14 protein-coding genes are annotated in these 12,988 nt (G+C 33.5%); 7 read left to right on the top strand and 7 right to left on the bottom strand.

Annotated elements, in window-relative coordinates:
* Positions 1 to 74: 74 nt before the first annotated feature.
* The 5 genes from DFQ09_RS13320 to DFQ09_RS13300 form a co-directional block, all read right to left on the bottom strand.
* Positions 75 to 578, bottom strand: a complete 504-nt coding sequence (locus DFQ09_RS13320; RefSeq protein WP_115811132.1) for a GbsR/MarR family transcriptional regulator — start codon at positions 576 to 578, stop codon at positions 75 to 77.
* 47 nt (positions 579 to 625) lie between these two features.
* On the bottom strand, positions 626 to 1,423 hold the full coding sequence (locus tag DFQ09_RS13315) for a hypothetical protein (RefSeq protein ID WP_245940360.1): 798 nt from the start codon (positions 1,421 to 1,423) through the stop codon (positions 626 to 628).
* 12 nt (positions 1,424 to 1,435) lie between these two features.
* Positions 1,436 to 3,466, bottom strand: coding sequence for a M3 family metallopeptidase (locus DFQ09_RS13310; protein ID WP_115811128.1), 2,031 nt, complete (start codon positions 3,464 to 3,466; stop codon positions 1,436 to 1,438).
* Between the two features lie 166 nt (positions 3,467 to 3,632).
* Positions 3,633 to 4,112, bottom strand: coding sequence for a 5-(carboxyamino)imidazole ribonucleotide mutase (purE, locus tag DFQ09_RS13305; protein WP_115811126.1), 480 nt, complete (start codon positions 4,110 to 4,112; stop codon positions 3,633 to 3,635).
* A gap of 3 nt (positions 4,113 to 4,115) precedes the next feature.
* Positions 4,116 to 5,270, bottom strand: a complete 1,155-nt coding sequence (locus tag DFQ09_RS13300; RefSeq protein ID WP_115811124.1) for a 5-(carboxyamino)imidazole ribonucleotide synthase — start codon at positions 5,268 to 5,270, stop codon at positions 4,116 to 4,118.
* Positions 5,271 to 5,425: 155 nt separating this feature from the next.
* On the opposite strand from DFQ09_RS13300, the gene DFQ09_RS13295 reads away from it, so the two are divergent.
* Genes DFQ09_RS13295 through DFQ09_RS13275 form a run of 5 tightly spaced genes read left to right on the top strand, consistent with a single transcriptional unit; the run spans position 5,426 to position 9,275 of the window.
* A complete protein-coding gene (locus DFQ09_RS13295; RefSeq protein ID WP_115811122.1) occupies positions 5,426 to 6,535 on the top strand; it encodes an adenylate kinase in 1,110 nt (369 codons plus the stop codon).
* A gap of 50 nt (positions 6,536 to 6,585) precedes the next feature.
* A complete protein-coding gene (locus tag DFQ09_RS13290; protein ID WP_115811120.1) occupies positions 6,586 to 6,948 on the top strand; it encodes a four helix bundle protein in 363 nt (120 codons plus the stop codon).
* A gap of 25 nt (positions 6,949 to 6,973) precedes the next feature.
* The gene (gene obgE / locus DFQ09_RS13285) at positions 6,974 to 7,969 is read left to right on the top strand and encodes a GTPase ObgE (RefSeq protein WP_115811118.1); all 996 of its coding nucleotides are present in this window, start codon (positions 6,974 to 6,976) and stop codon (positions 7,967 to 7,969) included.
* Positions 7,970 to 7,984: 15 nt separating this feature from the next.
* On the top strand, positions 7,985 to 8,713 hold the full coding sequence (locus tag DFQ09_RS13280; protein ID WP_115811116.1) for an ion transporter: 729 nt from the start codon (positions 7,985 to 7,987) through the stop codon (positions 8,711 to 8,713).
* A 40-nt stretch (positions 8,714 to 8,753) separates the two neighbouring features.
* A complete protein-coding gene (locus DFQ09_RS13275; RefSeq protein ID WP_115811114.1) occupies positions 8,754 to 9,275 on the top strand; it encodes a DUF4136 domain-containing protein in 522 nt (173 codons plus the stop codon).
* Between the two features lie 2 nt (positions 9,276 to 9,277).
* On the opposite strand, the gene DFQ09_RS13270 is transcribed toward DFQ09_RS13275, so the two are convergent.
* The gene (locus DFQ09_RS13270) at positions 9,278 to 10,663 is read right to left on the bottom strand and encodes a T9SS type A sorting domain-containing protein (protein WP_115811112.1); all 1,386 of its coding nucleotides are present in this window, start codon (positions 10,661 to 10,663) and stop codon (positions 9,278 to 9,280) included.
* Between the two features lie 2 nt (positions 10,664 to 10,665).
* Complete coding sequence (locus DFQ09_RS13265; protein ID WP_115811110.1) at positions 10,666 to 11,154, bottom strand: hypothetical protein; 489 nt, start codon at positions 11,152 to 11,154, stop codon at positions 10,666 to 10,668.
* A gap of 182 nt (positions 11,155 to 11,336) precedes the next feature.
* Here DFQ09_RS13265 and DFQ09_RS13260 point away from each other — a divergent pair, with 182 nt between their 5' ends.
* Together DFQ09_RS13260 and DFQ09_RS13255 are read left to right on the top strand one after the other, a co-directional pair.
* Complete coding sequence (locus tag DFQ09_RS13260; protein ID WP_115811108.1) at positions 11,337 to 12,062, top strand: SDR family oxidoreductase; 726 nt, start codon at positions 11,337 to 11,339, stop codon at positions 12,060 to 12,062.
* Between the two features lie 376 nt (positions 12,063 to 12,438).
* Complete coding sequence (locus DFQ09_RS13255; protein ID WP_115811106.1) at positions 12,439 to 12,951, top strand: hypothetical protein; 513 nt, start codon at positions 12,439 to 12,441, stop codon at positions 12,949 to 12,951.
* Positions 12,952 to 12,988: the final 37 nt, after the last annotated feature.

The following is a 12,988-nucleotide window of genomic DNA, read 5'->3' as shown; positions in this document are numbered from 1 at the left end:
AAAAATGTTTCATGTTTTCTTTGTTTTTAAACTTTCAGAAAAAATTGAAAGTTTATATTGAAAAAATATACGTGCTACTTCATCAGTTTTAAAACCGACTTTGTTAACCAATTTTGTTTTTGATTCACCATCTTATTCATTAAGATATCTAAGTCTTGCGTCAATTGATTTAATGCCTTCGTTTGTTTAATGAGCTCTTTTGTTTTTTCAGTGCCATCATCTTTTATTGTAGATACGTCTTCAAGAACTTTAATAACAGGTCTAATTTCTCTTCGGCTACGCTCTTTAGCTACGATGCGTGCTAATTCTTGCACGTCTTTTTCCGTCGTAAAAAACTCTTTGCGTTCACCAGAAACTAATACTTTGGTTACAATGCCCCAATCCATTAGTTGTCTTAAATTCATGCTAGTATTACCGCGCGAAATTTTAAGATCCTCCATAATGTCTTCCATAGACAAGGGGTGAGTTGAAATAAAAAGCAATGCTTGTATTTGAGCCATCGCTTTATTGATGCCCCAAAGCGAACCTAAACTTCCCCAGGTACTTATGAATTTTTCTTTTGCCTCTTGATATTCCATAATACAAATATATAATAATTTTTAAACTTTCAATAATCTTTGAAAGTTTATTTGATTTGATAATGAATATGGTCATCGTGTCTAACGGCTTGGCATCCGGTAAATCGAATTTTTGACTGATGACTTAGATCTAGTGATTGTTTCAAGTGCGGCTCAATAAATATCTTATGGGTTGAAGGTATAGAAAGCAATTGTTTAATTATAAGTGTAGTCTTAGCCTTGTCTAGTTTTAAGTCATGAATCGTTCCAAGTGTGAGATATTTCGTGAAATCATATTGCCAATAGCCTTTATCTAAACAAGATTTAGAGGTGTAATTTTTATCGGTATTAACATAAACACCATAACCAGAGATTGAAGGTTTTTTAGATGTTGAAATGCCATTGTGGTTTAAATACATTAATGATAAATCTATCTTTTTTCCATCATTATGACTTAAATGCGGGAATAACGGAAAGCCATCAATAAAAGGGAAATTACCATCTAAATAGGTGATTGTAATTCCTGAAGAAGATAAATCATGAGCAGAACTTTCCAACACATCTTTTAATTCTGAATTCACATAATTCCTAAACGCTAATGGATAAAACCAATTTCTCGGCTTTAGCTCAGTATCAAACCAAGGTAATTTTTCTCTTCCAAAATGCGCAGCAATTGGTGGAATTATAATAAGGTTGAATAGCAGGTAAAGTAAAGGGAAAACAATACGTTTTCCCTTTTTGATTTTATAAGAAATAATAACAGCAAGAAGCCAGATGATACCTCCAACTTGAGTGATTGCTGTTAAAACTAAAATGATTGCGATATGTCCTATAAGTTTTAATAACCTCATAAACAGTGAACGCATAACCTTTGCGTTTTATTTTAATAATCCGGCACGTCTTAATAAGGCTTCAGGTTTTGGTTCTTGTCCTCTAAACTTTTTATACAAGGTCATAGGATTGTCTGTTCCACCTTGTGATAATACAAAGGTTTTAAATTTATCTGCTACTATTTTATTGAAGATGCCTTCTTCTTTAAAATATTCAAACGCATCTGCATCTAAAACTTCGGCCCATTTATAACTGTAATACCCGGAAGAATAGCCTCCTTGAAAAATATGCGAAAACGACGTGCTCATACAATTCTCTGCGACATCAGGATATAAACTTGTATCTCCAAAGGCTTCAACTTCATGAGACTTCACATTTGTAATGTTTGATGGATCAATACCATGCCATGACATATCTAATAATCCAAAACTCAATTGACGTAAGGTTTGCATGCCTTCGTGAAACGTTGCCGAAGCTTTTATTTTTTCAACTAGTTCCATTGGGATGACTTCGCCTGTTTCGTAATGTGTTGCAAATAACTCTAAAGCTTCTTTTTCGTAACACCAGTTTTCTAACACCTGACTTGGTAATTCAACAAAATCCCAATACACGCTGGTTCCAGATATGCTAGGATACGTGGTGTTGGCTAACATACCGTGTAAGGCGTGACCAAATTCATGAAACAACGTTGTGACTTCATTAAACGTTAATAATGATGGTTTGCTTTTTGTTGGTTTAGTGAAATTACAAACGTTAGAAATGTGTGGTCTTTCGTTTTTACCATCTTTAATCATTTGAGGTTTGTAAGACGTCATCCATGCACCGTTACGTTTTCCTGCTCTTGGGAAAAAGTCAGCATAGAAGATGGATACTAATTCACCGTCTGCATCAGTAACTTTGTAAGTTAAAACGTCGTCGTGATATTTATCGATAGTATTAATTTCTTCAAATTGTAGTCCGAATAATTTTTCAGCAACCGTAAAAGCACCATTGATCACATTTTCTAATTTAAAATACGGTTTTAATTGCTCGTCGTCCAAGTCGAATAATTTTTGTTTCAACTTTTCAGCATAATAACCAGAATCCCATTTTTGAAGTTGGTCAATACCATCTAATTCTTTTGCAAAACTTTCTAATTCTTCAAATTCATCCTTAGCAGCTGGTTTCGCTTTTTCTAATAATTCATTTAAAAACGAGGTTACTTTTTCTGGTGTTTCTGCCATGCGCTCCTCCAACACAAAGTGTGCATGTGTTTTGTAACCTAAAAGTTGAGCACGCTCAAAACGCAATTGTGCTATTTTGAGAACAATATTTTGATTGTCTAGCTCATCATTTTGAAATCCTTTTCTTCCAAAAGCTTTTGACAATTCTTCTCTTAATGCTCTGTTGTCGGCATAAGTCATAAACGGAATATAACTTGGGTAATCTAAAGTGATTAACCAACCGTCTTTGTCTTTGCTTTCTGCTAATTGTTTAGCGGCTTCTTTGGCTCCTTCTGGTAAGCCTGAAAGATCAGACTCATCCGTAAGATGCATTTCAAATTTATTTGTTTCTGCTAAAATATGCTCTCCGAATTTTAATTTTAATTGACTCAATTCTTTGTCAATTGCACGAAGTTTTTCTTTTTTGTCTTCTGGTAAATTAGCACCATTTCGAGAAAACCCTTTATATTTTTTATCGAGAAGCGTGTTTTGTTCTGTAGTTAAATCTAAACTAGATTTTGAATCGTAAACTGCTTTTACACGTTTAAACAAGTCTTCATTCAACGTAATGTCATTACTGAAATCTGAAAGTAAAGGTGAAACGTCTTGTGCTATTTTCTGAATTTCGTCATTAGTTTCAGCAGAATTCAAATTGAAGAAAATACTAGACAAGCGATCTAATTCTTCTCCTGAATAATCTAAGGCTTCAATCGTGTTTTCAAAAGTTGGGGCTTCAGTGTTTGCTGTTATGGCGTCAATTTCAGCTTTAGATTTTTTAATGCCTTCTTTAAAAGCAGGTAAATAATCTTCTGTTTTTATTTTTGAAAAAGGTGCTGTGTTATATGGTGTGTTGAATGTTTTATTAAGAACTGTCATTTGTTTTTAATTTTAGTATTAAATAATTGACTGTTTGAGTTTTAACGTATTTTGTGATACGTAAATACGAGATGTTTTGTATCTTAACTATAGTGCTTTTACAGATTTAAAATGTAAAAGTTAAGTTGATTAATAGCTAGAAGCCTTAACGAGAGTTGAGGCTTTTTTATAGGTTTTTTGCAGAGTCAATAACCTTTGCTTTCAAGCCTTCCTTATAGATCATTATCTTATCTAAAACACATTGGTCTGAGCAACCTAAAATCTGAGCTGCTAAAATTCCAGCATTTTTTGCTCCATTAAGAGCAACTGTAGCTACAGGAACACCACCAGGCATTTGTAAAATTGATAGAACAGAATCCCAACCATCTATAGAATTACTGCTTTTTACAGGCACTCCAATAACCGGTAATGGAGACATTGACGCTACCATTCCTGGTAAATGTGCAGCTCCACCAGCACCAGCAATAATTACTTTGATGCCTCTGTTGTGAGCGTTTTTACTAAATTCATATAACTTTTCAGGTGTTCTATGTGCCGAAACGATATCAACTTCAATTTCAATATCAAAACCGTTTAATATATCTATAGCGTCTTGCATTACTGGCATGTCGCTTTTGCTTCCCATTATTATGGCTACTTTACTCATTTTTTATTCGCTAATTACTTCGATTGTTTGTTTTACTTGTTCCGCTATTTTACGAGCCACAGAGATATCTTTATTTACGATAGTAACATGTCCCATTTTTCTAAAAGGTCTTGTTTGCTTTTTACCATAAATGTGCGGTGTCACTCCATCCATCGCAAGGATGTTTTCAATATTTTTATAAACCACATTACCAGTGTGATTTTCTGCACCAACAAGATTCACCATCACTCCTGCAACTTTACTTTCAGTATTTCCTAGTGGTAAACCTAAAATACATCTAATCTGTTGTTCAAATTGTGAGGTATAACTGGCTTCAATACTATAATGACCAGAATTGTGTGGCCTCGGTGCAACTTCGTTTACTATAATGTCGTCAGTTTCAGTCTGAAACATTTCAACAGCTAATAAACCAACATGTTTAAATTCTGCGGCTACTTTTAACGCAACAGATTCTGCTTTCTTTGCAATAGCATCAGGTATTCTAGCCGGACAAATTACATATTCAACTTGGTTAGCTTCTGGATGAAATTCCATTTCAACAACAGGATAGGTCTTAACGTCTCCTTGTGTGTTTCTTGCAACAATAACCGCTAATTCATTTTTAAAGGGAATCAATTTTTCAGTAATACATTCCACATTTGGTAAATCCGCTAAGTCAGAAATAGTTCTAACCACTTTTACACCTGTACCATCGTAACCAAATCGAGCGCTTTTCCATACAAAAGGATAGCTTAGGCCTCCATTATCTACAGCTTCATCAATTTCAGAGGTGTACGCAAATCTTGAGAAATCTGCTGTCGGAATATCGTGATCGCGATAAAATAATTTTTGAGTCGCTTTATTTTGAATGGTTCGTAACGTTTTAGACGATGGAAAAACTTTTACGCCTTGCTTTTCAAGTGTTTCTAAAGCATCAACATTAACGTTTTCTATTTCAAAAGTTAACACGTCAACGTTTTTTCCGAAGTTAATTACGGTGTCGTAATCTAATAAATCACCTATGGTAAATTCATCGCAAGCCAGTCGTGATGGTGCATCGGCACTAGGGTCTAACACACAAGTATAAATATCAAACTTACGCGTGTCGTATAACATCATTTTGCCAAGTTGGCCACCACCAAGAATTCCGAGTTTAAAATTTGAAGAAAAATAGTTCATATTTATTTTCCACGAAAGTGGAAACCGGTTAAAAGATTCAACTTAATTTATAGCAAAAATACGGTAAATATCATACATCCCTCTAAATTCCTAAATCAAAAATCCCTTAAAAAGCAATCAAATATGTATCTTTGCAACTCTAAAATAAAAAGAAAGTGATTAAGCTTCACGATTTATACTTCAAACCTTTTATATCTGAACAAGAAATAGATACCGCTGTCCAAAAAATGGTAGATGGTATTGCTGACGATTTGGGTGATGAAGTACCCGTGTTTATTGGGATTTTGAATGGTTCGTTTATGTTAGTGAGCGATTTTGTAAAAAAATATCCGAAACCTTGTGAAGTTACTTTTATAAAGTTGGCATCATACGAAGGGGTAAAGTCTACAGAAGATATTCAGCGCTTAATTGGTTTAACCCAAGACTTAACAGGTCGAACGGTTGTTATTTTAGAAGACATTATAGATTCAGGGAATACTTTGGAAGAAGTGCACCGTATTTTTGAAAATGAAAATGTAAAACAATTAATTATTGCAACCTTGTTTTATAAACCTGAAGCTTATAACAAAGATTTTAAACTTCATTACGTAGGTATGGAAATTCCTAATAAGTTCATCGTTGGTTATGGACTTGATTATAACGGATTAGGAAGAGATTTACCAGATGTATATCAACTAAAAACCACACAACACATGACAAACATAGTACTATTTGGCCCTCCAGGAGCAGGTAAGGGGACACAAGCTAATTTTCTAAAGGAAAAATACGATTTAATACACATCTCTACAGGTGATGTTTTTAGATTTAACATTAAAAACGAAACCGCTTTAGGAATGTTAGCAAAGTCTTTTATGGACAAAGGAGAATTAGTGCCAGATCAGGTTACTATTGATATGTTGAATAAAGAGGTAGAGAAAAATGCTGGAGCAAATGGTTTTATCTTTGATGGTTTTCCAAGAACGAATGCGCAAGCACAAGCATTAGATGCGTTAATGGAAGATAAAGATTCGCAAATCGATGCTATGGTCGCTTTAGAGGTTGATGATGAGGTTTTGGTACAGCGTTTACTTAAACGAGGAGAAACTAGTGGAAGAACTGATGATGCGGACGAAAGTATCATAAGAAATAGAATAAAACAATACTATACAAAAACGGCTATTTTAAAAGATTACTATACCGATCAAAATAAATATTTTGGTGTTGATGGTGTTGGTAGTGTTGAAGATATTACAGTACGTTTAAGTTCTGTGATTGATAAGCTGTAGATAGAGTAAACTGTTTAATTGTTTATTCGTTTAATTGAAACTAAATTATTATGTATCAACATTCTTTTGAGAAATTAAACGTTTGGCAAGATTCAATTGATTTAGTTGAGTTAATTTATAATACAGTGAAAACATTTCCGGATGACGAGAAATTTGGTATGTCGAGTCAGATGAAAAGGTGTTCAGTTTCAATTTCTTCAAATTTAGCAGAAGGGACTTCTAGGACAAGTAATAAGGATAAATCTCGTTTTTCGACAATAGCATTTAGTTCAACAATGGAATTGCTTTGTCAAATAATTTTATGCCAAAGACTAGGTTTTATAAATAATAACGAGTATTCAATATTGAGAGAGAAAGTTTTAAAAATTTCTAATCAGATTAATGCTCTTAAGAAATATCAATTAAACACATAAACAATTAAACTTTTAAATCTATCTAATGACTGAAGGAAATTTTGTTGACTACGTAAAAATGCACGTATCTTCTGGGAACGGAGGAAAAGGTTCTGCGCATTTACATCGCGAAAAATATATAATGAAAGGTGGGCCAGATGGAGGAGATGGTGGTCGTGGAGGTCATGTTATTTTGCGTGGAAACTCTAATCTTTGGACGCTTATTCACTTAAAATTTAAAAGACATTTTAAAGCTGGTCATGGTTCGCATGGTAGCTCAGGGAGAAGTACAGGAGCCGATGGTGAAGATATTTATGTGGATGTGCCATTAGGAACTGTTGTTCGCGATTCTGAAACCGATACTATTTTATTTGAAATTACCGAAGAAGGTGAAGAAATTATTGTAGTAAAAGGAGGCATGGGTGGTCGAGGAAACTGGCATTTTAAAAATTCAGTAAATCAAACTCCACGTTATGCACAACCTGGTATTCCACTTGAAGAACTAGATATTACTTTAGAACTTAAAGTATTAGCAGATGTTGGATTAGTTGGATTCCCAAATGCAGGAAAATCAACGTTACTTTCTGTATTAACATCAGCAAAACCTAAAATTGCAGATTATGAGTTTACGACTTTAAAACCGAATTTAGGTATTGTAGAATATCGCGATTTTCAGTCGTTTGTAATGGCAGATATTCCTGGTATTATCGAAGGAGCTGCTGAAGGAAAAGGCTTAGGCTATTACTTTTTAAGACATATTGAACGTAACTCTATTCTATTGTTTTTAATTCCTGCGGATGCTAAGGATATCGTAAAGCAATATGAAATCTTAGAAGATGAATTAAGACGTTATAATCCTGAAATGTTAGATAAGGAACGCTTTGTAGTGGTTTCTAAATCTGATATGTTAGATGACGAGTTAAAGTCGGAAATAGGAGCCATTCTAGATAAAGATTTAGATGCTAATTATATGTTTATCTCTTCTGTTGCTCAGCAAGGTTTAACAGAATTGAAAGATACGCTCTGGAAGATGTTGAATTAGTAAGTTGACTTTAGTATGAAAACGTACCTAAAAGATTTGGTAGAAATTAATAGTACCAAGAAAAGTAGGCGGTTTGCATACTTCATTCAGTTTTTAATCATTTTTTCGGTAATTACATTTTCAATTGAAACCTTACCAGACTTAAAGCCTCAAACACGAGTTGTTTTAAAAGCTATTGAGGCTTTTAGTGTTATCATTTTTACTTTTGAATATTTAGCACGCATTTATGTTGCTGATAGTAAACCCAAATTCGTTTTTAGTTTTTTCGGTATTGTAGACTTTTTGGCCATTTTGCCATTCTATCTTTCTTTCGGTATCGATTTACGCTCTTTGCGTTTACTACGTATGTTCCGATTGTTTAGGCTGTTTAAGTTAGTTCGCTATAATAAAGCGATGCATCATTTTGCTAAAGCTATGAAGTTGGCAAAAGAGCAGATTATCTTATTTATGATAATTACATTGATGCTTATTTATTTCGCTGCAGTAGGTATTTATTATTTTGAAAATGAAGCACAGCCAGAGCATTTTTCTTCCATATTCTCTAGTCTTTGGTGGTCTATTGTTACCTTAACAACGGTTGGTTATGGTGATGTATACCCAATTACAGTTGGTGGTCGCATTTTTACTTTTTTTATTCTTATGATTGGTTTGGGAATTGTTGCGATTCCTACAGGTATTATCTCATCTTCTTTAACTAAGGCTGTTGAGCCACATGACGACGAAAAAGAAGACAAGTTAAAATAGGGACGGCATCTTAAATTTTTAATATCTTTAAATAAAAAAGATGAAAAATTTAAAATTCTTATTAATAGCACTTATCCTAACATCGTGCGGAACCAAAGTCAACTACGATTACGAAAAGGCAACCGATTTCAATAACTACAAAACCTACAATTATTTTGATGATATGAAAACGGGCTTGTCCGAATTAGACCTTAAACGTTTAATTAGAACAATGGATACGAAGCTTGAAACTATGGGATTAGTACGATCCGATAATCCCGATTTTTATATTGATATTCAGAGTCAAGAGATACAAAGTAGAAACAATAGTAATGTCGGTATTGGTCTCGGTGGAGGCGGAGGTAATGTTGGTGGTGGAGTTTCTGTAGGATTACCCATAGGTGGAAACAAAAACACTAGAGAATTGGTTATAGAGTTTGTAGACGATACTAAAACAGGAATGTTTTGGCAAGCCATAAGTGAAAGTAGTTATAGCCCAAATGCTACTCCCGAAAAGCGAGAAGAACAGTTTAAAATCGTAGTGGATAAGGTGTTTTCAAACTATCCTCCGAAATCCAAATAGTTTTAGTTTTTGATTAACTTTTTACTCGCAATTAAAACTGAATTGGTATAAAAATTAGTGATGTAAACGCCATTGCTTAATGCACTAATATCTATTGCTGTAGTTTCATCATTTTTAACTAATGCTGATTTTATTCTTTTTCCGTCAAGGCTTAAGATTTCAACACGAACAGTTTCATTTTGCACATTATCTAGTTTTATATTTAAACTATTTTGTGAGGGATTAGGGTACATTGTTAAGCTATAATCATTAACGGTTACGTCTTGTACTCCTAAAGTGTTATCTATGGTCCAAGTCACGGTAGCAATATGAATGGTTTCATGGCTATCGACATTAATTAAAGTCGTGGCGTCGTTGACCGCAACGCTGAGGTTATTTGTTCCAGCGTTTAGATCGTTTTCTTCAAGAGTAACAGTATTTATATTTGAGGCAATAGCATTACTATTAAGAGACCAGTTTGACTCTAAAGTATTTACAGGGAGAGTTTCAATAGTATTAATTTCAAAATTCAAAGGAAAACTAGCGGCGCTAACTGCGGTTTCCGTTGGTGTATAAGAATCTATTGGTGAAATTAAATCGTGGATCTGTTCAATAATACCTTCTTTGCAAACGGCACAAAAATCATAACCCAAATAGCGCATTTTACAACTTTGATGTGGTCTGTTCCAAGTGGCCGCAGTCCCAGAAGTAGCATATGGAAATACACCAATATTGCCTGTGCCTATCCAGTTTTTCCATTTTACTAATGTAGGATCTGTTTCTTGGGTCATATTTATGGCTTCGGCAGCAAGTAAATCTCCAGGATAGTATTCATCTTTTAAATTTACAAAGGAATGTCCTAACTCATGAATGGCAATTTCGCTGGCATCTTCACCTGTTGAAGAAATTGGAAACTGGCCTCCGCTGCCACCGTAATAGGGAGAGTTTACTAAAATAAGCGCTTGGTCGTAAAGTGGGAAGTTATTCGCCAATACTGTGCTAATTAAAGCACTGTTTTCTGTGAATAACAATCTATGAACATCATAACTATCAAATGCTGTACCAAAATAGTTATCAACTGTAGCTACAGGTACAACAGTAGTAGGCTCATCTGAAGCTGTTCCAGGATGGGTTGCACCGCTTTCATTAGATGGTACTTTTATAATATAAACATTGAAGTAGTTTTCATAACTCGCAAAAGGCTCTTGAGAAAACATATCATTCATAAAATTAGTCGCATCGATTTCAAACTGCGGTAATTCGCTAGCTAAATAACCATCACCCAAAATAACAAGGTTGATACGCTTGTTGTCGTCTCCAGAATTTTTGATAGCTTGAACATCAAAAGTTTGAGAAAAAACAAATTGAACAGTAAGGGAAATAAGAGCTAAGAGTAATAGTTTTTTCATGTTTATTCTATTTTTGTAGTGTTCAGTTTTGTAATACCTTCTGAAGTGATTTCGTTGATTGCAATGTATTCAGCTTTAGGCTTTAGTTGTAATTTTAATGAAAATTCCGAACGGTCTAAATCTAACATTTTTTTTTCAAAATTTCCTGAGTCGTTTACAAATTCTATAACTTTTTTTAAAGGATTTTTTATATAATGTTTTTCTAATTGGTTGAGGTCTTTATCCAAAATTAAATATTCTAAGTCTCCAATGTCTCCTTTCGTGTCTTCGCTCGTATGTCCTTTTAATTTACCATCGGTTTTAATTTGATTGATTAACGAAACACTTTTTATATCGTTTAATTTTGTGATTTCAAAATTTAAGAAAAGTAGTTTAGGTTGTGTTATTATAGGTTCTTCTTCAGTTACGATGTGTTGTTTACTAGCGCAAGAAAGTAAAGCTATTAAAAGTGTTAATAGGTAAGTGATTCTTATGGTTTTTGAAATTTTCATTCGGGAAATTAAATGTTTTTTTAGAATGTTAAAGTTAGTTATAAAAAAGGTCGTGGTAAAATAAATAATATAGGTGAGTAAAATTCGATCTGTTAATATTTATTCGTGGTTTTATCATAATCCTAACATTCTAAAAGTTGAGTTTTTAGTCTTGTTTTGTAAATTTGGTAAAAACAACACATATGGAAAATTTAAAAGGAAAAGTCGCCTTAATTACAGGTGGAACAAAAGGAATAGGTTATGGTATTGCAGAAGCATTACTTAATACAGGAGTGAAAGTTGTGATAACGAGTAGAGCTAAAAGTGCAGCAGAAAGTGCAGCTAAAGAATTAGCATCAAAAACAAATGCCTTAGATGCTATAATCGGCGTCGAAGCAGATGTAAGAGATTTAAAGAGTCAGGATGAAGCCGTACAAAAAGCGATAGCTACATTTGGTGCGTTAGATATTGTAATTGCAAATGCTGGATTAGGGCATTTTGCAAGTATCGAAGATTTAACAGAAGAACAATGGAAAGATACCATAGATACAAATCTTACAGGTGCCTTTAATTCTATAAAGGCGAGTGTAGCAGAATTAAAAAAATCGAAAGGCTATTATATCACTATTTCGAGTTTGGCTGGGGCTAATTTTTTTGCAGGTGGCTCGGCATATAATGCTAGTAAATTTGGAGTCACAGGTTTTACCCAAGCGGTGATGTTAGATTTAAGACAACATGGAGTAAAAGTGAGTACAATTATGCCGGGTTCTGTGTCTACACATTTTAATGGGAATGAACCAAGTGACGCGCAAGCTTGGAAAATTCAGAGTGAAGATATAGGAGAATTGGTGATCGATTTATTAAAGATGAACCCAAGAACCTTACCAAGTAAAATAGAAGTGAGGCCTACAACTCCTCCGAGTAAATAAAACAAGTACTTAGCATAAAGAGAGGTTTCATTTTTGAAACCTTTTTTTTGTTTATGATTTTCCCGACTCGATAGGGAAGACGGTATTTAGATGTATTCGTGCGTGATTTATTTTTGTCTAAAAGAATTTTCTTCAGGTTTTTATACTTCTATAATAGCGATTGGTTATTCAAATTTCCGTTTAGCATATTCTAATGACCACTCATCATATTTTCAGTTTTAAAGCTCTGATACTGTTATATATTTATACTATCAATTAGAAATCGGATAGTAATCATCAATCAAAAAACAACAGTATTATGATCAATTTAGTAAAAGTAATTATCGAATTTATTATTGAAGTTGTATTTAGTTAATCAATCAAATCAAATCAAATTATGAAAAATTCAAACCAAGAAAAACAAGACACTTTTCAAAAGCAATTGAAAACATTTGAAAAATTATTAATAGGAGCAAAAATGGCCAAACTATCGTCGTTTATCTTAATTGGAGTATCCATAGGACTTGCCATTCGCTTTAGAGATAATAACCTTTATGTTATGCTATTACTTATGGGTGTTTTAGCCCTAGTATTTTTTATAGATAAATTTTTATCCCTAAAAGATATTAAGCAAAAATCATATACACAAACCTCTTTAGTTTCAAGTATCTCTAAGTTCAAAACCTATATGGTTAATCGCAAGCAATACGAAATGTATTTTATGGGCTTTTGGATGTTAACCTTAATTCCCTCAGCATCATTATATTTTGAGTCTAATGTTTCAGGTATTTTAAGTATGTTGGCTTATATAACTTTCGTAGGTGTTTTTGGATATTTATCGTATAAAAAAACAGAAAAAGAAATAGCGTCGTTAGAAAGCACAATGGCATATGAACTACAGTTGCAATAAACACGTATTATCTCATATCTTGCATTTAATTATATCT

The organism is Winogradskyella pacifica, from assembly GCF_003386275.1.
GTDB classification, from domain to species: domain Bacteria; phylum Bacteroidota; class Bacteroidia; order Flavobacteriales; family Flavobacteriaceae; genus Winogradskyella; species Winogradskyella pacifica.
The sequence above is the reverse complement of the archived record's forward strand: the minus strand, read 5'-3'. Positions and strand labels throughout refer to the sequence as shown.

What these genes read in the sequence shown, in the direction of transcription:
- DFQ09_RS13300 (WP_115811124.1), bottom strand. Translation starts at nt 5,270, where the DNA reads ATGAACTATTTTTCTTCAAATTTTAAACTCGGAATTCTTGGTGGTGGC.
- DFQ09_RS13255 (WP_115811106.1), top strand. Translation starts at nt 12,439, where the DNA reads ATGAAAAATTCAAACCAAGAAAAACAAGACACTTTTCAAAAGCAATTG.
- DFQ09_RS13310 (WP_115811128.1), bottom strand. Translation starts at nt 3,466, where the DNA reads ATGACAGTTCTTAATAAAACATTCAACACACCATATAACACAGCACCT.
- DFQ09_RS13275 (WP_115811114.1), top strand. Translation starts at nt 8,754, where the DNA reads ATGAAAAATTTAAAATTCTTATTAATAGCACTTATCCTAACATCGTGC.
- DFQ09_RS13315 (WP_245940360.1), bottom strand. Translation starts at nt 1,423, where the DNA reads ATGCGTTCACTGTTTATGAGGTTATTAAAACTTATAGGACATATCGCA.
- DFQ09_RS13320 (WP_115811132.1), bottom strand. Translation starts at nt 578, where the DNA reads ATGGAATATCAAGAGGCAAAAGAAAAATTCATAAGTACCTGGGGAAGT.
- DFQ09_RS13265 (WP_115811110.1), bottom strand. Translation starts at nt 11,154, where the DNA reads ATGAAAATTTCAAAAACCATAAGAATCACTTACCTATTAACACTTTTA.
- DFQ09_RS13290 (WP_115811120.1), top strand. Translation starts at nt 6,586, where the DNA reads ATGTATCAACATTCTTTTGAGAAATTAAACGTTTGGCAAGATTCAATT.
- DFQ09_RS13280 (WP_115811116.1), top strand. Translation starts at nt 7,985, where the DNA reads ATGAAAACGTACCTAAAAGATTTGGTAGAAATTAATAGTACCAAGAAA.
- DFQ09_RS13260 (WP_115811108.1), top strand. Translation starts at nt 11,337, where the DNA reads ATGGAAAATTTAAAAGGAAAAGTCGCCTTAATTACAGGTGGAACAAAA.
- purE (WP_115811126.1), bottom strand. Translation starts at nt 4,112, where the DNA reads ATGAGTAAAGTAGCCATAATAATGGGAAGCAAAAGCGACATGCCAGTA.
- DFQ09_RS13270 (WP_115811112.1), bottom strand. Translation starts at nt 10,663, where the DNA reads ATGAAAAAACTATTACTCTTAGCTCTTATTTCCCTTACTGTTCAATTT.
- obgE (WP_115811118.1), top strand. Translation starts at nt 6,974, where the DNA reads ATGACTGAAGGAAATTTTGTTGACTACGTAAAAATGCACGTATCTTCT.